This window comes from Allobosea sp. NPDC055332 (genome assembly GCF_053645455.1).
Genome location: NZ_JBSHMO010000001.1, coordinates 1,391,256 through 1,410,855, shown reverse-complemented (window position 1 = coordinate 1,410,855; position 19,600 = coordinate 1,391,256). Strand labels below are relative to the sequence as shown.

Sequence of the window (19,600 nt, the reverse complement as noted above, 5' to 3'; positions counted from 1 at the left end):
CATGGAACAAGCGCTGCCAATCTACCTCGATTTCCAAGCGACTACGCCGGTCGACCAGCGCGTTTTGGCTGAAATGCTGCCTTATTTTAGCAAACACTGGGGAAATCCGCACGCTACCGAACATGTTTTCGGAAGGACCGCTGCGGACGCGATCGCCGCGGCAAGGCTGAACGTTGCAGCGCTGATCGGCGCGGACCCCCGAGAGATTACGTTCACCTCGGGCGCAACCGAAGCCAACAATTTATTACTCAAAGGTGCTTCAGCGCTTATGGCTGCTGCTGGCCGCCCGCGAATCGTGACATGCGCCACAGAGCATAAGGCGGTGATCGAGGTTGTCCGGCGCCTTGAGCGCGATGGCTGCCCGGTTACCATACTCGGCGTTCCGCCTTCAGGTATTCTCGGGCTGGATACCATCGAGCGATCGCTCGGCCCCGACGTCGGTCTTGTTTCGATCATGGCGGTCAACAACGAGATTGGGGTCGAGCAACGGCTTGAGGAGATCGGCCGCCTATGCCGTCAACATGGGGCGCTGTTCCATACCGACGCGGCACAAGCCGCGGGCAAAATCCCGCTAGATGTAGCGTCGATGCAGATCGATTTGCTCAGCCTGACGGCGCACAAGCTCTATGGCCCTCAGGGTATTGGCGCTGCCTTCATCCGTCGATCGTTGCGCTCCCAATTCTCCCCGTTAGTTGAGGGCGGTGGTCAGGAGGGGGGACTACGCTCGGGCACGCTGCCGACAGCGCTGTGCGTCGCATTCGGCGTGGCCGCCCGATTAGCGAGGGGAGAGATGGGCAGCGAACGCGAGCGACTCGGCAGACTTCGCGACCGGTTCCTCACGCTGCTCGGCGATGCTCGGATCCAGTTCATTGTCAACGGCGATCTCGAACGCCGTTGGCCGGGTAACCTCAATCTCAGCTTCAGCGGCGTCGACGCTGAAGCGCTGCTCATGACCGTTGGCGAAACGTTGGCGTTATCGTCGGGCTCGGCTTGCACGACCCGGTCACTCGAGCCATCTCACGTGATCTCGGCACTTACAAATGACCCGGACAGAGCTGAGGCCGCAGTCCGCATCGGCTTTGGACGCACCACTACGCCCGAGGAAATCGATAAAGCAGCGGAAATATTGATCGATGCAATACAGCGGCTCCAGTCCGTGAGCCACATTGCGGTGGGAGAAACTCAAAAGTCATGGCAATGATCGCCGCCGGAGATGGCCTCAGCGACAAACTCGACGCCGCCCGCCACGACCTTCTCGAAGAATATCGCGCCGACCATGATTATCCGTGGATTGTCGGATTTTCGGGCGGCAAAGATAGCACGCTCGTCGCGCAGTTAGTGTTCGAGATGCTGCTCGATTTGCCGCCTAGCGAACGTCGCCGCCAAGTCCACATCGTTGCTAACGACACTCTGGTCGAAGCACCGCTGATCGCCCACCATCTTGATGCGGTGCTTGAGCGGATGCGAAGCGTCGTCCCGGGCCTGCGTCTGCCCGTGACCGTCAACAAAACTACTCCCAAGCGAGACCAGACTTTCTGGGTCAATTTAATTGGGCGCGGCTATCCGTCACCGAGTCGATCGTTTCGCTGGTGCACTGACCGCATGAAAATTCAGCCGACATCGCAATACATCCGCTCCGTTGTCAGCGAAAACGGCCAAGCAATATTGCTGCTGGGTGTGCGGCGACAGGAATCCGCTACTAGAGCGATGAGCGTCGCGCGATATTCAAACGGTGAGCGCCTCAATGCGCACAATACGCTTGCCGGCTGTCTGGTGTTTCGTCCGATTGTCGAGCTTACTACCGAGGAGGTCTGGCAGCTTCTCCTGCAGCGGAGGCCGCCATGGGGCGGCTCTCATCGGCAGCTGGTCACCCTTTATCGCAACGCGCAAGGGGGCGAATGCCCGCTCGTGCTGGACAAGGACGATGCTCCCTCGTGCGGCACATCGTCATCGCGGTTCGGATGCTGGACCTGCACAGTAGTAGTTAAGGACCATAGCATGGAAGGCTTTGTCGAGTCGGGAAATGCCCATCTCGAGCCATTGTTGGACTTCCGCGATCGTTTGGCGGCGCTACGCGCGGATCCTGAGATGCGCATGGCACGCCGAAGATCAGGCGCGGTTTCTCACCTCGCCGATGGATCACTGATTCCTGGCCCCTTCACTTTTGAGGCGCGACGCCTCATTCTCGCCGAGCTGCTCACCGTTCAGGCGAAGGTCGGAGAGCCGCTCATCAGCGATCAGGAGATCGTTGAGATCAAGCGAATTTGGGCGGAGGACGTCGCCCGTGCGGTGCCTAGCAGCTCATCACCGGTGGCAGCTGAATGACCTGCAATATCGGCCTCTTTCTGGTACCAGGAGCTGACGCGCTCGTACGCGAGGTCTGCGCTGCGGAAGGTATTGATCCGGCGCTTTTGGACCAATTGTTGAAGATCGAGCAGGATTTTGCTGGAATGCTGCGGCGTCGAGGAATTTTGGACGCGATCGAAGAAGCTTTGAGCGAAAAGCCGGACTTATCTCAGTGAAGCTAACATACATCCGGCTGCGTAATTGGAAGGCTTTTCCTTCCCTTGAACTCAACCTCGAGCAATCAGACCCCCATCGAAACGTCGTCATCATCGAGGGTAGCAACGGATTCGGGAAAACCAGCCTGCTCGAGGCGATCATCCTCTGCCTTTATGGCAGCGAAGGCATTAGCTTGGTCGGGCGCGCCGCGGGCGGGGGCCGCCTCGATGTCGGATACGACGCATTTCTTGAACGGGCCCTTCATCAAGGAGTGCGCGGCAGCGACAGCAATGCCTCCGTCGAGCTAACCTTCGAGGATGATGGCGACGAGCGCTTTGCCATCCAGCGCATCTGGTATTTTACCAGCACCGGGCGCCATCGCCGCGCAGATGAGGAAGTGCGCATTTGGGCGGGGCCCAACGAAGACCTAGTGCCGTTGCCTCAAGGTGATGAACAAATCGCCGAGGTGCGCGACCTCGTCGCGCGCACGTTGCTACCGGTGCGGTTGGCGCCGTTTTTCCTGTTCGACGGCGAGCACCTTGACCGCCTCGCCAATGTTGATCTCGATGAGCAGGTTCGCTTGGCTCTGGAATACGCTCTCGGCGTCCCACTTCTTCGGAGAGTTAGCGACGATCTCAAATCCTACGCACGCGATCGTCGCCGGCAGATAAGGGGGGGCGCTGGATCCCAACTCGATGGGCTGACTCGTGTGGTTACCGACCTCAAGCAGCAGCAGAGCGAGCTGACGAGCCAACTTGATGAGGTTGCACAAGCGCTAGCGCCGCTTCGCGCTGAGCGAGACGAAACCGTCGCGCGGATCGGATCGCTCCATGGCGACAGTTATGCCAGCTTCAAACGCCTGTTTGAAGAACGCGAGCACTGCGGGCGTATCCGCGACGCATTGCAGGATCGGCTGCGGCAGACATTGTCATTCGATCTAGCGCTTGCTCTTGCCGGGACAGAGTTGCGCCAATCCGCACGCGGACAGATCGCGAGAGATGCCAAGGTTGAGCAGCGCGAAGCCGTCCGCGCCGTTAGTGAAGGTCGGTATCAGCAGATCGCCGCCAAGCTAGGTCAGCAGGATGAGCTTGATCAAGTCGGGCTCAACACGGCCCAATGGAAAGTGTTTGAGGAACGATTGCGCGCTATTTGGTCCGAGGTTTGGGCAATCGACGACAAAGGCGACGAGGAACGTCTTCATACTCATTTGGGAGAAGCGGACCGCCACTTGGTCGACGAGCGACTGCGCACGATTGAATCGCTTGGTGCAGACGCGATTGCCATGCTCGCGCATGAGGCAGAGCAAGCGGATGCCAGGGTCGGGGCAATTGATCGACAGATCGCCGATCAGCGCGGAACCGATGAGGTATCGCAGCTCCTTGCCGATCGCTTGCGCGATACGCAAGCCGAGATCAGTACATTGGAGGAAAAATCTCGCTCGCTAGTGCGCGCGCTTGAGGTGGCTCGCGCCGAACTCGCCTCGAAGGAACGAGAGCTCGCAAGAGTTCGATCGCACTTGGATGCAGATGCTCCTTTGCTATCCCGGATCGAGCGGGCGGATGCCGTCAGCCGGGTGATCGCGACACTGATCGAGCGGCTGTTCCCGCTAAATCTCGAAGCACTGTCCGGCGAAATCACCCGTGCTTACCGCGCCATGGCGCATAAGCGCGCGGTTGCCGAGATCCGAATCAACCTGGACGGAACGGTTGCCATGCTCGATGGGGATGGCCGGGATTTGCGCCAGCAGGATCCGAGCGCGGGCGAAAGTCAGGTTTTCGCGTTCGCGCTCATGGCGGCAATCACAAGCGTGGCGGCGCCTTTTCCTATTATTCTGGACACTCCGTTGGCGCGGCTCGACCACGACCATCGTGCCAGAGTTTTGCGCTACTTTGCGAGTCTCGACCGGCAAATCGTTTTCCTCTCGCAACCTGCCGAACTGTCAGGATCATATCTTGAGCTGCTGCGGCCACAGCTCGGTGCCTTCGTTCGGCTCACGCACGAGGGTGGGCGTTCCACACATCATCGTGAACTCGATCCACTCGGAGCGCCTGCATGAGCTTGAGCCTTATCGAGCTGGTGCGGACTGACTTTCGCACCACGAAGCCTGCAGACGAGCTCAACAGCCGGTTCCAGCACTTGCTTGGGCTTCCCCATCGATACGGCCCGGCTCGACTAGCAATCGGCCGATCGCTTGGGATCGCCCATCCGCCCAAGCTGGAAACCAGCTTCACTGGATTTGGCAAGCCGATCAAGGGGGAGAATCTGTTCGGGACGGGCGCCGACCTTGCCTGCTGGATCACACTGATCGTCCAGCACGCAGCACCAGATCAGCTTGATCGGGCACAGCTGCAGCAGTTCGTCGCAGCACATTGGGGCCGAGGCATCTACCTGCTCTGGGACGACTGGAAGGCGAGCCTGAGCGATTTTGACACCTTTGTTGCTCGGCAGGCCGACCGCGCGGTGTCCCGCAAAGCGGTAGCAGTGTCGCGTTTGGCTCGAGGCTGATGGCGATACAGAACGCAAGCGTCGCTTCGCTCAGCGCGTCAACAGAACATTTCGGCAATCACCGCCGGGGCGGTGGCCCACGACTCAGCGCCGATGAATGGACGGTTCTGCTCGATATCCATTTGCGTAGCCGAAGCGGGACGACCGCCGCCCGGACAAGCGACATCGATCGCGCTGTGGACACTCTCGCCAAGATCGCGTCGCGTGTCGGTCAAGCGCGTGCCGGTGCTCAGTTGCGTTCGCGAAATGGCCTGCTGCGTCGAATGACTGTACTGCGAGCGCTCGACCGGGGCGAGTTCGCCAACGCGCCACGAGAGGCACGCGAGATCTGGCAGCGTTTCCAGAGTGATTCCGTCGCGTGCGCGCGAGCCGCTGCTATGATCAACCATCGAGAGGACATCGGGCCGAACCTCGGTTCGACTGCAATCGCCGCGCCGATCACCCGATCGCACGGTCCAGTCCCGGTGTTTGGCTCCTTTAGCGTAACGCGTGACGACGGCGCCAATCACGTCTACCTCATGGAGTTTGTAGCAGACAGACCGATCGCCGCGGTCATCGCTTCATCCGATCGAGCAGTGCTCAAACTTGGGCGCACCAACGACCTGGAACGGCGCCGCGCTGAACTTAATCAAGGATTTCCGCCGGGCATCGGCTTAGAATGGCGGCTATTGGCCCTCGTCACCTGCGCTAGCGCGGCCGCGGCGCATGCCCTTGAGCAATCCTTGCTCGATCGCCTTGAGGCGAAGGGCGCGTGCCTTGGGCGAGAGTTCCTCCTCATCAATCGCGATAATGCGCGAGCAATGTTTGCGCATTTTGCGGCTGCACAACCGCGCGATTCATTGGGCAGTAGCTACGCGCTCGACCAATTGTGCTAGGTGATGTGCGAATTCCCGAGGCTCCTCTGCCTTTTGCCGCATGAGTGCCGCGAGCACATTTTGATTGTTCCGGTCGGGATGAAGGTGCAATGCCGCTCGTAGCCGATTGAGCAGGCGTTTGGTGTCGATGAACTTGAGGTAATAGCGCAGCCGCGACGCCATATCCTCCGGCGCTTCGCTGCGAATCGCGTTCACAAACTCGGAGACCATCCTAGCCTGTGCTTGCGCGGGTTGGCTCAGGTTTTCGATCTTCCTTGCACAAATCGTCTGCACCTGATCTATCGGGAGCTCACCAAACGTCACGTTTGAGGCCGCCCCATCAAAATGCGTTGCAGCGAGATACGGGGCCGCCTCGAATAGTACCTCGCATTGCTCAAGGCTTCGATTGAGAGCGTCGGCAGCCAGATGGCCGAACTGAATGGGGTCGCGGCTGCAGCCGATTACCCAGGGCTCGAGCATCTCCGGCAGGATGAGGTGCGCCTCGATCTCCCAGAATTCGGATACGAAGAGCTTGTCATCGGCTTCGAATGCGCGGAACCTGCTCTCCTCGCGCTCATACAGTGCGTCCCACTTCTTGCGGCGGAAATAGACGTCGCGATCTAGGATGCCGAACGCCGGAATATGCTCTTCCCAGCTCTTTTCGACCGCCACGGGCACTGCGGTACAGCCCTCCGCCTCCACCAACCGCGAAGCGGTCATGAATTCGAACTTGGCCAGATAGTTGGTGAACCAGACATCGCGGAACAGCCACAGATCGGTCGGTCCTTCTAAAATGATCCGCGGAAGGCCGCGATGATGAGCATCGATCTGAAGGTCGGTTTCGAATTCGTCAAACGAGGCGACATTGCTCATTGTCTCGGCGCCCTAAACCGGGGTTTAACGAGACAGCCGAATTTACGCAGGCCCTCCTCAGGCACCTTGGGCGCTACGATGCGTAACGAATCCGTCTGGTGCGAGGTCAGGTAGAAGTTCAGCCCGGCGTGCTCCTTTGCCCAATCCTTGATGATCGTAATCAGACGCCGACGCATGACCAGGTGAAGATGCTGCTCGGTCTCATCAATCAGAACGATCGTCGCTGCGGTCATATGGCTGGCGATGCGCACTAACAGCTGTACCAACTGACGTTCGCCACTACTCAACTGATCGAGCCCATGTTCGACCGTTCCGTCGACCGAAATTGGGGCACGTAGGCGCTCGCGATCAACCTCAAGCAGAGCCTTGCTGCCATCGCGGAATACATAGCGATTCACGATGTCCCGACAGAGCTCCTCGCGACCATCGCCTAACCAAGCGAACCAGACAAAGAGATTATCGAGCGAGCTTGCCCAGGTTGTGCCGTCGACCCCAAAGGTGTGAACTGGTGCGTAGCTTAGCTGATCCGGCCTCGTGATCACGCGACCGTCATGACTGTTGCGAGCGATCCCTCGGTCTGAAGGGAAATAGAGCACGGTTGGGAAGGCTGTCGCGCTGCCACCGAACAGGCTCCGTGTTGGCTCACCGATTTGGGCTATTATCGCGTCGGCAAAGGCAATCGCCTCCGGAGTGGAATCCGCCATCCGTTCAACCGTTTTGGCGCCCGGCCGAATGCCGAAGCGCAAGACGAGTTGCGCGGAGGCATTCACCATCTGCAGATCCGGCTCCGACCAGTTCTTCAGTAATCCAGGGGCACCAAGAACAATCGAAATAATGAACGTCTCCCCGGTTCGCCCGTCGTCCAAATGGACCAACGCATCTAGCTGGACACCGCCACTGCCTTCATCGAGTCCGATCATGCCATAGCGGGAATGTGTGGTGGCCCCGAGCATAGACATGGCGGTCGCGATGGCTTCGAGCAGCGTGGTCTTTCCACCGCCGTTAGGTCCCATCACTAAGTAGATATTCGCCGGTTCTCGGTCGGCGGTAAGAAAGCTCAGTGGCGTAGTACCGCGAAGCGGTCCGACGTCGAGTAGGGTCAGTCCAGCAAGCGCAAAATGCGTGGGTCGCAGTGGTATCAAAGCTTTAGCCCCGATTGTTGTACGGCGCGCAAAATGTCACCACGTTCGACGCGAACGCCGTGAACGCGGCGCGTATCGCGTCCTGCTATCCGCACCAGCATGTCGCCGCGCATAAGCAAATTTTCCGCACCCGCCTCGTCGAGAATGATGCGCGAGTCGGCCGCTTTTTGCACCGTAAGAGCGATTCGGCTGGGGATATTTGATCGCAAGAGCCCGGGGAAGGTAGCGGCTTCCGGACGCTGAGTAGCAAGTACCAAATGAAGCCCGCTCGCTCGCGCCTTTTGCGCAAGCCGGATGAGTGGATCCTGCGCACCGCTCTTGCCGATCAAGAAGTCCGCGAGTTCGTCGATGATGATAACGATCCGGTCAAGTGCCGCGCCTGCGGCCTGTGCTTCGGCGATATTGCGGGCCTGATATTGCCGCAAGACCGCCGAGCGGCTTTCCATTTCGTCGACCATAGCGTGGAGAAGCTGCACGCCCTCGTCCATATCGGTGATAACACGGCCGTCACGGAGACTTTGGCACCCGTCATAATCGGCGAAATCGAGCCCCTTAGGATCGATCATGACTAGTGTCGGCGGGCGTTTCGCCGCAAGCAGCGAGAGAATAAGTGCGTTGAGGCACACGCTCTTGCCGCTCCCGGTCGCGCCTGCAACGAATAGATGCGGTGCTTCCGCCAGATCGAATACGAATGGCGTCCCCATAACGTCGACGCCGGGGCAGACCGGAAGCGCTTCCGGCCGGTCATTGAGATGGGGCGCGACATCGTCCCATCTAATGTCGTGCCAAGTGGCACTTGGCCGCGGGATTTCGACCGTCACACGCCGTTCACCGCTCTCGCGGACCATGCTGACGCTCATCGAACCAAGGCCAAGCGTGAAAGAGAGATCCTCGAGACCACGGCGCAGCCGATCGAAATCCTCAACCCCGCTGAGCGTCAACGGGAAACGGGTGAGCCTCGGTCCGCTCACCGGCGCGGCGGCGGGCGTCGCCTTCACGCCGATCGCCGTTAGGCCCTGCTTCAGCATGTCCTCACTGGGCGCAGCCACGATTTCATCGTCGGACTGCCCCATGCTGCCCGCATTAAAGTAGAGCTCGTCGAGCAAATAGTCATGGAAATCACGGCCTGGCTGCCACGCACGCATCATCGCTTCGACACCGCGGCGAAAATGACGCTGCAGTAAATCGACGTATTCGGTCTGGCTCTTGAACAAGTCGGCCTGATGCTTGATCGACAACATCAGGCGCAACGCGTCATCGTAGTCCTTGTCCGTGCCACGGCCGGTCAGTTGTTGAAGATGAAGCTCACTACGGTCAGCCCCTTTGGCTCGGCCATAGCGTTCATCGGGCATTCCATCCATGCGGAGGGACAGAGCGAGTGCGAAGCGCAGGACAGACCAATAATAGCCTTGCGGCTGCAACAACCCCTTGGCGAGGACCGCTTCGAAAAAGCCCTTCTCCTCGGAAGTGAAAAAAATGTCGTCCATTAGAACAATCCCGTCATGGGTTGCTCAATGATCGTTGCGGCGCGTCCACCATCATTCTGAATTTCATAGCGCTTGCAGATGTGTGCGGCGAGTTGATCGAATCCATGCTCACCGAACTCGGTATTAGTCGGCAGCAGAACCAACGGGTTGCCGGCCACGGGGAAATAGTCGGTCATCAGCAGATTGCGGTTTTCCCGATCAATGCGCCCCAGCGGCGTATCTATGATCACCGGCAATGGACGTTTGGCCTCTTCTTTGAGCGCCCACAACATCGCCATAGCCACAAGTTGGCGCATGCCCGCAGAGATCGATTGGCGCGCTACGTCTTCGCCATCCCCATCTTGATATGTCATGATGAAGTTGGCGTTGAGCGACGCGGATTTGATTAGCTGACTCGGCGCCAGCAAGATGGCGACCTTCTCACGCAGCCGATTTTCGACTGATGCTCGGATCGCAGCACGTCGGCGCTCGCGATAGGTCTGAAGCGCCCATCGCACCGACCGTGACATGACATAGGCCGTGTTCTCGCGAAGCACATCGGCGTGTTCCTCATAAGCAGCCCTAATTTTGTCGGTTAGTGTAGCCGCAGCCCGGGACGCCCTGCTTTCGTCCTGTTCATGGATGACGATCTCCTGCAAGCGACGACGAATGTCGCCTTCGGCAGCTTCAATCTCATGCGTCAGCTGCTCAAACCGCTTCCTGGAATCTTCTGAAACGATATCAGCGTCGTCGAGCTCACGCTGCGCTTGGCGTTGTTGCGCGTTGAGAGCGCGCATCTGCCTCAGCAAATCCGCATGAGCGGCAACTGTGTCTCGGCCGGTTTGCTGCCAAGTCAGAAAGCGATCCCGCAATTGCTGGCGGAGCGTTGGAGCAACCGATGCAAACAGCGGATGCTCGAAGGAGTCCGCCGGCACTCCGAACGCCGTGAGCAGGCCTGCGACGCCTTCCTCCAGCGCCGTCGACTGGGAAGCATCCAAGGTAACACTTGGTTTCAAGTCGCGGAGGATGCTGACCACGCCCGGTGGGAGATCCTGATGAAGCCGGTTTGCCAATCCTGCCGCGGCACCCGATTTTAGCTGGTCATCGAGCGTACGGAAAGCTTGATCTACCATCGGCAAATTGGTCAGCAATGGCGCTTCCAGAGGAAGCTTGGTCGCGATCTGTGTCGCCAGAGCTTCGCGCTGACGCTCAAAGTTGCTGATCCGCGCTCTCATCTTGGCGCGCTCGTCCTCAGAGAGGCCGCTACGTAGATTCTTGCGTGCTTCCTCGGCACGCGCCTTCGCGGCCTCGAGATCAGCGATTTCCTCTTCGAGCGCGACACGCAAGCGGCGCGCGCTCTCTGCGCGCGCCTCTTCGCTTTTTTGTTCGCCTTCCAGTGCGACGATGCGGAACCGGGCCGTTTCGGGCAGCCCTGCACGTCGCCGTTCGCGAATATAGACCTCCAACTGGCGATCGATATCGTTGAGAAAAGACAAGCCCAACAGTCGCTCGATCTCGACGCTCTCTCGGCCAACATCCGCATCGGCTAGCGATTGAATTTGTTCGCCATCAAAGAAGAAGAATGGGACCACCTCGTCTGGTAGCAGCGTTTGGAGCCGCGCCTCTGCATCCTCGTCACTGAGGAGGCGGTCATTTCGAGTGACCAGCAGCTTTTCGGTAAACTCGTTTCCTCCACGCGTCAGAGTGAACTGACGCTCCGCCGAGTAGGTTGCGCCCGCTTCTTCCCAAAAGAGCGCAACCCGCGCAAGCGCTCCATCCCGGCGCCTGTCGCGTGGAAACACGCCGTACCATCGACCAGGCACCCCAAGCATAAATTGCTTAGGATTAAGTGGTGTATCACCGACGCGGATGCGCCGTACGGCCTCTGATCGGGTACCAAGAAACAGAAGTTTGATCGCATTGAGCAGGCTTGTCTTGCCGGCGCCGTTGCGACCGGAAACAACAACAATATTCTTCTCAGGGGTACAATCGCCAAATTCAATGCGATTGCAGTTGCAGTAGGCGAATATGTCCTGAATTTCGAGCCGCAGAAATCTCACGAGTTCTGAGCCTCGACTGCGGATTCAATGATATCTGTCACGCGGCGTAGCAAACGCGCCTTCGCGCCCCATGCCGCCATGTCGGGAAATTCTGATGAAAGCTCAAGCAGTGCGAGAAGGACGTCGGCGCTTACATCATGCTGCGCTGCTGCCTGATCGATAAGCTCGCGATCCAGCTCCACGATGTCCCCCATTCCCGCCCCAATTTACTGGCGTATCCGCATCTCTAGGAAAATTGCAAGTATGCCGTGCGTAAGGAGCCACATCGGCATTTAAGATTCTCCTTAGTCAACCGAATCGGTTGCCTGAACTCGGTAGGGCCATGAAAGCTGACGTGCTAAGGTAAGCCTGCTTAAATAGCGACGGACAGGCGCACAGGAGGCTGACGGTGATTCTGGATATGTCGCTCGCCCAGAGAGACGGCCGATAGGCTCTGCCGTTATTGCAGGGCACACAAGCGCGGACGCGTTCAGCTGCTTCCCCACTCGCGCAAAGAGCATCGGGGAAGCAGAAAGCGCCCCGAAGGGCGCCTGCTAAGCTCTTGATTTTGCTGAGATTGTCTGGAGCGGGCGAAGGGATTCGAACCCTCGACCCCAACCTTGGCAAGGTTGTGCTCTACCCCTGAGCTACACCCGCATCCGAGACAGTCGCGCCGTGTTGGCGGCGCGGCCGGGTTATTGCCCCAAAGCGACGGGAAGCGCAAGCGCCTTGTTGCAGGATTTTTACAAAGGCCTTCCAAAGCGCCAACTCCGCCTGATGAAATCTGGACTTCCTGCCCTCTCTTTCCGATCTTCTCCCTCCGGTGGCTAAGCGGAATCAGCATGGCGGCGAGCGGCAGGGTCGGGCGATTCGGATGTGGGTTGCGCCATGTCGCGCTGAGTCTGGTGGTGCTTGCCATCGCCTGCGCGTTGGCGATCGCCATCGGAGCACTGCGGTTTGGCTCGGCGGCGGCCCTGTCCGGCGAGCGGGCCGTCACGATCTATGTCGCGAGCAATGGCTTCCATAGCGACATCGTGCTGCCGACGGTGAGTGCAAGCCGGGATTGGCGGACGCTGCTCGCGGCCTCGCCGTTGACCGAACCCCATCGCGATGCGCCCTGGATTGCCTTCGGCTGGGGCGCCGAGACGGCCTATACCAAGCTCGGCACCCTGGCTGACCTGTCATTGGGCCTGATCCTGAAGGCTGCCGCCTTCGATCGCTCGGTCGTCCATGTTCAGCCGGTGACTGCGGTCCGGACCGGGGCGGATCTGCGCAGTTTCATCGTGAGCGAAGCGGGCTATCGCGCGCTCGTCGGCCATATCGAGGCCAGTATGCAGCTGGACGAGGCCGGCGGCCCCGTGATCCTGCCCGGGATCAGCCATGGCACCGGGGATGCCTTCCTGCGCGGTCGCGATCGCTTCTGGCTGCTGCGCAGCTGCAATGTCTGGGTCGGGGAAGGGCTGCGCAAGGCCGGTCTGCCGATCGGGCTCTGGACGCCGCTCGCGCAATCGCTCATGTGGTCGCTCGGCCCCGGCGACGCGTCTGCGCGCTGACCAGAGAAAACGAGCCGCTGTCCGATGAACTTTTCCCTGCCGATCGACGTGCCGAGACCGGCCAGCCCCGCCGACCTGATCGCCATGCTCGAGGCGCTCGGCCTTCCGACGACGCGTATCGAGCATGTCGCGGTCTTCACCGTTGCTGAATCGAAGGAATTGCGCGGCAGGGTTCCCGGCCATCACACCAAGAACCTGTTCCTGAAGGACAAGAAGGGGAAGCTCTTCCTGGTCTCCGCGCTGGAGAGCACGCGGATCGACCTGAAGCGGCTGCACGAGACGCTCGGCGCCAGCGGGCGGCTGTCCTTCGGCTCGGCCGAGCTCCTGATGGAGAAGCTCGGCGTGACGCCGGGCTCGGTCACCGCCTTTGCCGTGGTCAATGACCGGGCAGGCGACGTCACCATGGTGCTCGATGCCGCTCTGATGGATGGCGAGCGCCTGAACTTCCATCCACTGGTCAACACGGCGACGCTCGGCATCGCGCGCGACGACATGCTCGCCTTCCTGCGCGCCAGCGGCCACGAGCCGATGATCGTCACGCTGCCGACACCGCCGGATGATGGACAGAATGGCTGAAGCCACCCATCTATGGGGTGGCTCGCTGCGGCGGCCATCCGGTTTCCCGATTTTCACGTCGACAGATTGCTAGGTGAAGGACGAGCCATGCTGGTCAATGGCGATGCGGCCCCGGACAAGGGGTTGATCAAGGACACGACGACGCAGGGCTTTCGCCAGGACGTCATTGCCGAATCGATGAACCAGCCGGTGCTGGTCGATTTCTGGGCGCCATGGTGCGGCCCCTGCAAGCAATTGACCCCGGTGATCGAGAAGGTGGTCAACGAGGCCGGCGGCAAGGTCAGGCTGGTGAAGATGAACATCGACGAGCATCCGGCGATCCCCGGTCAGCTCGGCATCCAGTCGATTCCCGCGGTAATCGCCTTCCAGCGCGGCCAGCCCGTCGACGGCTTCATGGGCGCCCAGCCGGAGAGCCAGGTGAAGGCCTTCATCGAACGCCTGGTCGGCCCGATGGGGCCGGGGCCGGTCGAGGAGGTGCTGGCCGCGGCTGCGCAGGCGCTCGAGGCGGGCGACGCCGCCGGTGCAAGCGAGCTCTATGCCGAGGTGCTGGCGGCCGAGCCTGAGAACGTCACTGCGATTGCCGGCATGGCGCGTCTGCATCTCGATGCCGGCGATATCGAGGGCGCCAAGGGCTTCCTTGCCATGGTGCCGGACGCGAAGGCGCAGGATCCGGCCGTGGCTGCGGTCAGGGCCGCGGTCGAGCTCGCCGAGCAGGCCGCCTCGCTCGGCGACACCGCTGAGCTCGAGGCGAAGCTCGCGGCCAACCCGAAAGACCATCAGGCGCGCTTCGACCTCGCTTTGGCCTTGAACGCCGGCGACAAGCGCGAGGAGGCGGTCGACGCGCTGATCGCGATCATCAAGGCGGATCGCAACTGGAACGATGACGGCGCCCGCAAGCAGCTGCTGCAATTCTTCGAGGCCTGGGGCCCGATGGACGAGCACAGCGTCGCCGGGCGGCGCAAGCTGTCGGGCCTGCTGTTCTCGTGAGCCGGGGAGGGCGCGCATGGGCATGAACGCGGTCTATTCCGGGCCGGACGACTGCCCGGCAGTGATCCCGCTCTTCCCGCTCGCCGGCGCGCTGCTGCTGCCGCGCGGGCAGATGCCGCTCAACATCTTCGAGCCGCGCTATCTTGCCATGATCGATGACGCGCTGCGCACGCACCGCGTTATCGGCATGATCCAGCCCGAGCCGGAGAACGGGCGCCAGGCGCAGGTGCCGGGGCTGCTCCAGGTCGGCTGTATCGGCCGGGTCACCCAGTTCGCCGAGACGGGCGACGACCGTTACATCATCACGCTGACCGGGGTCTCGCGCTTCCGGCTGGAGGAAGAGCTCTCGGTCACCACGCCGTACCGCCAGGGCCGTGTCTCCTATGGCGATTTCCTCGTCGATTTCGAGGCGCGCGCCGGCGAGGACGAGGTCGACCGCGCCGGGCTCCTCAAGGCGCTGCGCAGCTTCGCCAAGGCGAACGAGCTCAAGATCGATTGGAAGGGCGTCAACGAGGCGCCGAACGAGGCGCTGGTCAATGCGCTCTCGATGATGTGCCCGTTCGGGCCGCGCGAGAAGCAAGCGCTACTGGAGGCCCCGAGCCTGAAGAGCCGGGCCGAGGTGCTGGTTGCGATTACCGAGATCGAGCTGGCGCGCGGCGGCTCCGACCCGGACACGACGCTGCAGTGAGCGCTGTTTCCCCGCCTGCCTCCGTCCAGCAGCCGACGACCTATCCGCCGCGGCGTTCCGTCGTCGCCTGGATCTTTTTCGACTGGGCGGCGCAGCCCTTTTTCACCCTCGTCACCACCTTCGTCTTCGCGCCCTTCTTCGCTTCGGCGCTGGCGAGCGATCCGGCGGAAGGGCAGGCGCTGTGGGGCTATGCGACGGGTCTTGCCGGGCTCGCCATTGCGCTGCTTTCTCCGCTGCTGGGCGGCATCGCCGACCGCACCGGGCCGCGCAAACCCTGGATCGCGGTGTTCGGCGCGATGCTGGTCGCCGGCTCGGCGATGTTGTGGTACGCCAAGCCAGGCTCGCCCTGGGCGGTGCCGATCGCGCTTGCCGGCTTCGTCATCGGCACGATCGGCGCCGAGTTCGCGACGATCTTCAACAATGCGATGATGACGCGGCTGGTGCCGCCGGAGCGGCTCGGGCGGCTCTCCGGTACGGGATGGGCGGTCGGCTATCTCGGCGGGCTGGTCTCGCTGGCGCTGACGCTCGGCCTCCTCGCCGCCGATCCGCATACGGGCAAGACCCTGGTGGGCCTCTCGCCGCTGTTCGGGCTCGACGCAGCGGCGCGCGAGGGGGACCGCTTCTCGGGGCCACTCACGGCGCTCTGGTTCGTGATCTTCGTTACGCCGATGTTCCTGCTGACGCCGGATTCAGCGCGCAGCGGCATTTCGCTGAAAGAGGCGGCTGCCGGCGGTTTCACGCATCTCAAGGCGACGATCGCCGAACTGCCCTCACTGCCCGGGCTCGGCCGCTTCCTGCTCGCCAACATGATCTATCAGGACGGGTTGGTCGCGCTCTTCGCCTTCGGCGGCATCTATGGCGCCGGCGTGTTCGGCTGGCAGACGATCGAGCTCGGCGTCTTCGGCATCCTGCTCACCATCACCGGTACGCTCGGGGCCTGGGCGGGCGGCAAGCTCGACGACGCGATTGGCGGCAAGCCGGTCATTCTTGGCGCGATCGCCTGCCTGCTCTTCGCCTGCCTCGGCATCCTCTCGCTCGGGCCGGGACAGGTGGCCTTCGTGATCGAAGCTGCGCCAGCGACACCGGGCGACGGGCTCTTCGCCTCGCTGCCGGAGAAGGTCTATCTCGGCCTTGGCCTCCTGATCGGTCTCGTCGCCGGCCCCTTGCAGGCCTCCTCGCGCAGTCTGCTCGCCCGCATCGCGCCGCCGGCGAGGATCGGCGAGTTCTTCGGCCTGTTTGCGCTCGCCGGCAAGGTGACCTCGTTCCTGGGGCCGACGCTGGTCGCGCTGGCAACGAGCCTGTTCGCCAGTCAGCGGGCGGGCCTGGCTGTGCTGATCGGCTTCTTTTTGGCCGGGGCATGGCTGATCGGTGGAGTGAAGATCAAACGGCCGTAGGCTCCTCCCGACACCGCTGCCGACGCAGGCTGGCAGCAGGCGCACTATCGTGCCCGGCGGGCGAAATCAGCGCCTGACGGGAGGATCGCGGTGCGGATCGTGGAGATGGATGCGCCTGCAGGGCAGGGCGCCCAGCGGAAGCTGGTGGCGACCGGCGACAATCTCGTCGCGCCGCAGGCCGTGCTGAAATGGTATGAGATCGCCGAAGCCGGCATCGAGGCTGCCACGATCGCGATGGCGCGGCAGGCGGCGGAAGGGTTTGCGGCCGGCCGGAACGGCGAGGTCGGCTTCGCCATCCTGCATCGCTGCGGCGAGCATTTCCATTTCCTGCTGCTCTGCACCTGGCGCGGCACCAACGAGCTCTGGGAAACCGTGCAGTTCATCGACGGGGGCATGACGGCGTTCGCGCCCTTCGACGCCCCGCACGCCCATCGCGGGACGTTCTGCATCTGGGAGATGACGGCGGTCTCATACGAGACCGCGGCTTGGCGGCGATTCCTGCTGTCGCCGCGCCGCGACGTCGATCTCGAAGCCTATCTGCGCAGTCGCTATACCGGCGAGGCGTAAGCGTCGCCGGCGCGCCTCACGGCAGCGCCTTCAGATACCGCACCGGCCGGCCCGGTGCCGCTGCGTTTGCCGCGTGGACGATCGCGTTCGCGTCGATGCCGAAATGGCGGTAGAGGTCGGCGACCGTGCCGGTCTGGCCGAAATGCTCGACGCCGAGCGCCTTCTGCCTGTGGCCGTGGACGCTGCCGAGCCAGGCCAAAGTCGCCGGATGGCCGTCCAGCACCGAGACGATGCCGCAATCGCGCGAGAGCTCGCCGAGCAGGCGCTCGACATGGCTGGTCGCTGCATGGTTGCCGCGCTGGCGCGCCCGCTCGGCCGCCTGCCAGCCGGCATTGAGCCGGTCCGCCGAGGTGATGGCGAGCAGGCCGACATCACGGCGGTCCTCACCGAGCAGGCCGACGGCTTCGATCGTCTCGGGCGCGACGGCGCCGGTATAGGCGATCACCACCGAGGCGTTCGGGCCGGGCTTTCGCAGCCAATAGGCGCCGTCGATGATGTCGCGTTCCAGCTCCGGCGTCATGGCGCGCTTGGGCTGCTCGACCTGGCGGGTCGAGAGGCGGAGATAAACCGAGCCGCCGGTCTCGTCGCGCAGCCAGGTGCGCTCGTCCGGATCACCCTCGCCATCCTTCTGCAGGTATTCGAACGACCAGCGCATCATCACGGCGAGCTCGTCGACGAAGGCCGGCTCGAAAGCGCAGAGCCCGTCCTGGCTCATGCCGATCAGCGGCGTCGCGATCGACTGGTGCGCGCCGCCCTCGGGCGCCAGCGTGACGCCGGCCGGTGTCGCCACCACCATGAAGCGGGCGTCCTGGTAGCAGGCATAATTCAGCGCATCGAGGCCACGCGAGATGAAGGGGTCGTAGAGCGTGCCGATCGGGATCAGCCGCTCGCCGAAGATCGAATGCGACAGCCCGAGCGCCGAGAGGTTGATGAACAGGTTCATCTCGGCAATGCCCAGCTCGATATGCTGGCCCTTCGGCGAGAACTCCCATTTCTGCATCGAGGGGATGCGTTCGTCCTTGAAGGTGTCGGCCATCGACGCCCGCGCGAACAGGCCGCGCCGGTTGACCCAGGGGCCGAGATTGGTCGAGACGGTGACGTCGGGCGCCGTGGTGACGATGCGGTCGGCGAGCGGGCCGCCGAGCTTGGCGAGTTCGTCGAGCACCTTGCCGAAGCCCATCTGCGTCGACATCGTCGCCTGGATGCCGGCCTCCAGCTTGGCCGGCACCGGGAGGGCGGGCGAGGAATGGCGCCGACGCCCCTTGGCGAAGAACGGCACCTTGTCGAGGAAGGCGCGGATCTCCTTTTCAGGTAGCGTCAGCCCCTCGAACAGATCCCATTCACGGCCGGGCCTGACCTTGTTGGCGGCCTTGAAGCCTTCCATCTGCTCCTTGGTCATCAGGCCGGCATGGTTGTCCTTGTGGCCAGCGAGTGGCAGGCCGAAGCCCTTGACCGTGTAAGCCAGGAAGCAGACCGGCCGGTCATGCGTGATGCCTTCGAAGGCTTCGAGCAGCGAGGGCAGGTCGTGGCCGCCGAGATTGCACATCAGCGCCGAAAGCTCGGCGTCCGAGCGCTTCTCGATCAGCTTGGTGACCGGGCCCTGATCGCCGAGATCATCCATCAGGCGCTTGCGCCAGGCAGCGCCGCCCTGGAAGGTCAGGGCCGAATACAGCTGGTTCGGACAGGAATCGATCCAGGCCTTCAGCCGCTCGCCGCCCTTCTCCTTGAAGGCGGCCTGCTGCAGCGATCCGTACTTCAGCGTGACGACGTCCCAGCCGAAGGCGCGGAACATCTGCTCGATCCGGTCATAGAGGCCTTCGCGGACGACGGCATCGAGCGACTGGCGGTTATAGTCGATCACCCACCAGGTGTTGCGCACGCCGTGCTTCCAGCCCTCCATCAGGGCCTCGAAGATGTTGCCCTCGTCGAGCTCGGCATCGCCGATCAGCGCGACCATGCGCCCTTCCGGCGTATCGCCACCCCAGCCATGTGCCTTCACATAGTCCTGGACCAGCGACGAGAAGAGCGTCTGCGCCACGCCGAGGCCGACCGAGCCGGTCGAGAAATCGACGTCGTCGATGTCCTTGGTGCGCGAGGGATAGCTCTGCGCGCCCTTGTAGCCGCGGAAGTTCTCGAGCTTCTCCTGCGTCTGCAGGCCCATCAGATAGTTGATGGCGTGGAAGACCGGCGAGGCGTGCGGCTTCACCGCCACCCGGTCCTGCGGCTTCAGCGCGGCCATGTAGAGCGCCGTCATGATCGTCGCCAGCGAGGCCGAGGAGGCCTGGTGGCCGCCGACCTTCATCCCGTCCTCGTTCGGGCGGATATGGTTGGCGTTGTGGATCGTCCATGAGGCGAGCCAGAGAATCTTCTTCTCAAGCTCGGCGAGGATGGGCAGACGGGGATCGGACATGATGGCCTCCAGCGCAGGCCATCATGCATGGTTCGCGTGGCGAA

At 62.2% G+C, this 19,600-nt stretch carries 18 protein-coding genes and 1 tRNA gene; 12 read left to right on the top strand and 7 right to left on the bottom strand.

Translation table 11 applies throughout. From position 1 onward, the window contains the following. Position 1: 1 nt before the first annotated feature. From ACWIGM_RS07215 to ACWIGM_RS07190, 6 genes are read left to right on the top strand one after another with little or no spacing between them, the layout of a single operon-like run. Positions 2-1,201, top strand: coding sequence for a cysteine desulfurase family protein (locus tag ACWIGM_RS07215; RefSeq protein WP_454025210.1), 1,200 nt, complete (start codon positions 2-4; stop codon positions 1,199-1,201). Next, positions 1,192-2,325: a DNA phosphorothioation system sulfurtransferase DndC gene (gene dndC, locus ACWIGM_RS07210; protein WP_454025209.1), complete on the top strand. Its 1,134-nt coding sequence runs from the start codon at positions 1,192-1,194 to the stop codon at positions 2,323-2,325. Before ACWIGM_RS07215 ends, dndC begins: the two co-directional genes overlap by 10 nt. Continuing rightward, on the top strand, positions 2,322-2,522 hold the full coding sequence (locus tag ACWIGM_RS07205) for a DNA modification system-associated small protein (RefSeq protein ID WP_454025208.1): 201 nt from the start codon (positions 2,322-2,324) through the stop codon (positions 2,520-2,522). Before dndC ends, ACWIGM_RS07205 begins: the two co-directional genes overlap by 4 nt. Beyond that, entirely contained in the window at positions 2,519-4,558 is a 2,040-nt protein-coding gene (locus ACWIGM_RS07200; protein WP_454025207.1) for an AAA family ATPase, read from the top strand. Before ACWIGM_RS07205 ends, ACWIGM_RS07200 begins: the two co-directional genes overlap by 4 nt. Continuing rightward, entirely contained in the window at positions 4,555-5,007 is a 453-nt protein-coding gene (locus ACWIGM_RS07195) for a DndE family protein (protein ID WP_454025206.1), read from the top strand. The genes ACWIGM_RS07200 and ACWIGM_RS07195 overlap by 4 nt, the downstream gene beginning before the upstream one ends. Further along, positions 5,007-5,882, top strand: coding sequence for a GIY-YIG nuclease family protein (locus tag ACWIGM_RS07190; protein WP_454025205.1), 876 nt, complete (start codon positions 5,007-5,009; stop codon positions 5,880-5,882). Before ACWIGM_RS07195 ends, ACWIGM_RS07190 begins: the two co-directional genes overlap by 1 nt. Here the strand turns inward: ACWIGM_RS07190 and ACWIGM_RS07185 are convergent. The 6 genes from ACWIGM_RS07185 to ACWIGM_RS07160 all read right to left on the bottom strand — a co-directional run bounded on the left by ACWIGM_RS07185 (position 5,844) and on the right by ACWIGM_RS07160 (position 12,038). Further along, on the bottom strand, positions 5,844-6,734 hold the full coding sequence (locus tag ACWIGM_RS07185; protein ID WP_454025204.1) for a hypothetical protein: 891 nt from the start codon (positions 6,732-6,734) through the stop codon (positions 5,844-5,846). The two genes, ACWIGM_RS07190 and ACWIGM_RS07185, sit on opposite strands and share 39 nt — an antisense overlap. Continuing rightward, complete coding sequence (locus tag ACWIGM_RS07180) at positions 6,731-7,747, bottom strand: AAA family ATPase (RefSeq protein ID WP_454025464.1); 1,017 nt, start codon at positions 7,745-7,747, stop codon at positions 6,731-6,733. Before ACWIGM_RS07180 ends, ACWIGM_RS07185 begins: the two co-directional genes overlap by 4 nt. A gap of 125 nt (positions 7,748-7,872) precedes the next feature. Next, positions 7,873-9,363 carry an FtsK/SpoIIIE domain-containing protein gene (locus ACWIGM_RS07175; protein ID WP_454025203.1) on the bottom strand — a complete coding sequence of 497 codons (1,491 nt, stop codon included), beginning with the start codon at positions 9,361-9,363 and terminating at the stop codon, positions 7,873-7,875. Then, positions 9,363-11,402, bottom strand: coding sequence for a DNA sulfur modification protein DndD (dndD, locus tag ACWIGM_RS07170; protein WP_454025202.1), 2,040 nt, complete (start codon positions 11,400-11,402; stop codon positions 9,363-9,365). The genes ACWIGM_RS07175 and dndD overlap by 1 nt, the downstream gene beginning before the upstream one ends. Continuing rightward, positions 11,399-11,596 (bottom strand): DNA modification system-associated small protein, encoded by a 198-nt coding sequence (locus tag ACWIGM_RS07165; protein WP_454025201.1) that lies wholly within the window; start codon positions 11,594-11,596, stop codon positions 11,399-11,401. Before ACWIGM_RS07165 ends, dndD begins: the two co-directional genes overlap by 4 nt. A 367-nt stretch (positions 11,597-11,963) precedes the next feature. Further along, positions 11,964-12,038, bottom strand: a tRNA-Gly gene (locus ACWIGM_RS07160). 41 nt (positions 12,039-12,079) lie between these two features. On the opposite strand from ACWIGM_RS07160, the gene ACWIGM_RS07155 reads away from it, so the two are divergent. The 6 genes from ACWIGM_RS07155 to ACWIGM_RS07130 all read left to right on the top strand — a co-directional run bounded on the left by ACWIGM_RS07155 (position 12,080) and on the right by ACWIGM_RS07130 (position 17,146). Continuing rightward, positions 12,080-12,934, top strand: a complete 855-nt coding sequence (locus ACWIGM_RS07155) for a TIGR02117 family protein (protein WP_454025200.1) — start codon at positions 12,080-12,082, stop codon at positions 12,932-12,934. Between the two features lie 24 nt (positions 12,935-12,958). Continuing rightward, on the top strand, positions 12,959-13,510 hold the full coding sequence (locus ACWIGM_RS07150) for a prolyl-tRNA synthetase associated domain-containing protein (RefSeq protein WP_454025199.1): 552 nt from the start codon (positions 12,959-12,961) through the stop codon (positions 13,508-13,510). An 87-nt stretch (positions 13,511-13,597) separates the two neighbouring features. Continuing rightward, a complete protein-coding gene (trxA, locus tag ACWIGM_RS07145) occupies positions 13,598-14,497 on the top strand; it encodes a thioredoxin (protein ID WP_454025198.1) in 900 nt (299 codons plus the stop codon). Positions 14,498-14,513: 16 nt separating this feature from the next. Then, positions 14,514-15,185, top strand: coding sequence for an LON peptidase substrate-binding domain-containing protein (locus ACWIGM_RS07140; RefSeq protein ID WP_454025197.1), 672 nt, complete (start codon positions 14,514-14,516; stop codon positions 15,183-15,185). Beyond that, a complete protein-coding gene (locus ACWIGM_RS07135) occupies positions 15,182-16,579 on the top strand; it encodes an MFS transporter (protein WP_454025196.1) in 1,398 nt (465 codons plus the stop codon). The genes ACWIGM_RS07140 and ACWIGM_RS07135 overlap by 4 nt, the downstream gene beginning before the upstream one ends. 105 nt (positions 16,580-16,684) lie before the next feature. Next, entirely contained in the window at positions 16,685-17,146 is a 462-nt protein-coding gene (locus tag ACWIGM_RS07130; RefSeq protein WP_454025195.1) for a hypothetical protein, read from the top strand. Between the two features lie 16 nt (positions 17,147-17,162). On the opposite strand, the gene ACWIGM_RS07125 is transcribed toward ACWIGM_RS07130, so the two are convergent. After that, positions 17,163-19,556, bottom strand: coding sequence for a transketolase-like TK C-terminal-containing protein (locus ACWIGM_RS07125; RefSeq protein ID WP_454025194.1), 2,394 nt, complete (start codon positions 19,554-19,556; stop codon positions 17,163-17,165). Between the last annotated feature and the right edge of the window lie 44 nt (positions 19,557-19,600).

Coding starts and splice junctions, on each gene's coding strand:
- ACWIGM_RS07130 (WP_454025195.1), top strand. CDS start 16,685: ATGGATGCGCCTGCAGGGCAGGGCGCCCAGCGGAAGCTGGTGGCGACC.
- ACWIGM_RS07165 (WP_454025201.1), bottom strand. CDS start 11,596: ATGGGGGACATCGTGGAGCTGGATCGCGAGCTTATCGATCAGGCAGCA.
- ACWIGM_RS07205 (WP_454025208.1), top strand. CDS start 2,322: ATGACCTGCAATATCGGCCTCTTTCTGGTACCAGGAGCTGACGCGCTC.
- ACWIGM_RS07215 (WP_454025210.1), top strand. CDS start 2: ATGGAACAAGCGCTGCCAATCTACCTCGATTTCCAAGCGACTACGCCG.
- dndC (WP_454025209.1), top strand. CDS start 1,192: ATGGCAATGATCGCCGCCGGAGATGGCCTCAGCGACAAACTCGACGCC.
- ACWIGM_RS07190 (WP_454025205.1), top strand. CDS start 5,007: ATGGCGATACAGAACGCAAGCGTCGCTTCGCTCAGCGCGTCAACAGAA.
- ACWIGM_RS07140 (WP_454025197.1), top strand. CDS start 14,514: ATGGGCATGAACGCGGTCTATTCCGGGCCGGACGACTGCCCGGCAGTG.
- ACWIGM_RS07125 (WP_454025194.1), bottom strand. CDS start 19,556: ATGTCCGATCCCCGTCTGCCCATCCTCGCCGAGCTTGAGAAGAAGATT.
- trxA (WP_454025198.1), top strand. CDS start 13,598: ATGCTGGTCAATGGCGATGCGGCCCCGGACAAGGGGTTGATCAAGGAC.
- ACWIGM_RS07195 (WP_454025206.1), top strand. CDS start 4,555: ATGAGCTTGAGCCTTATCGAGCTGGTGCGGACTGACTTTCGCACCACG.
- ACWIGM_RS07175 (WP_454025203.1), bottom strand. CDS start 9,363: ATGGACGACATTTTTTTCACTTCCGAGGAGAAGGGCTTTTTCGAAGCG.
- ACWIGM_RS07185 (WP_454025204.1), bottom strand. CDS start 6,734: ATGAGCAATGTCGCCTCGTTTGACGAATTCGAAACCGACCTTCAGATC.
- ACWIGM_RS07180 (WP_454025464.1), bottom strand. CDS start 7,747: ATGGGACCTAACGGCGGTGGAAAGACCACGCTGCTCGAAGCCATCGCG.
- ACWIGM_RS07150 (WP_454025199.1), top strand. CDS start 12,959: ATGAACTTTTCCCTGCCGATCGACGTGCCGAGACCGGCCAGCCCCGCC.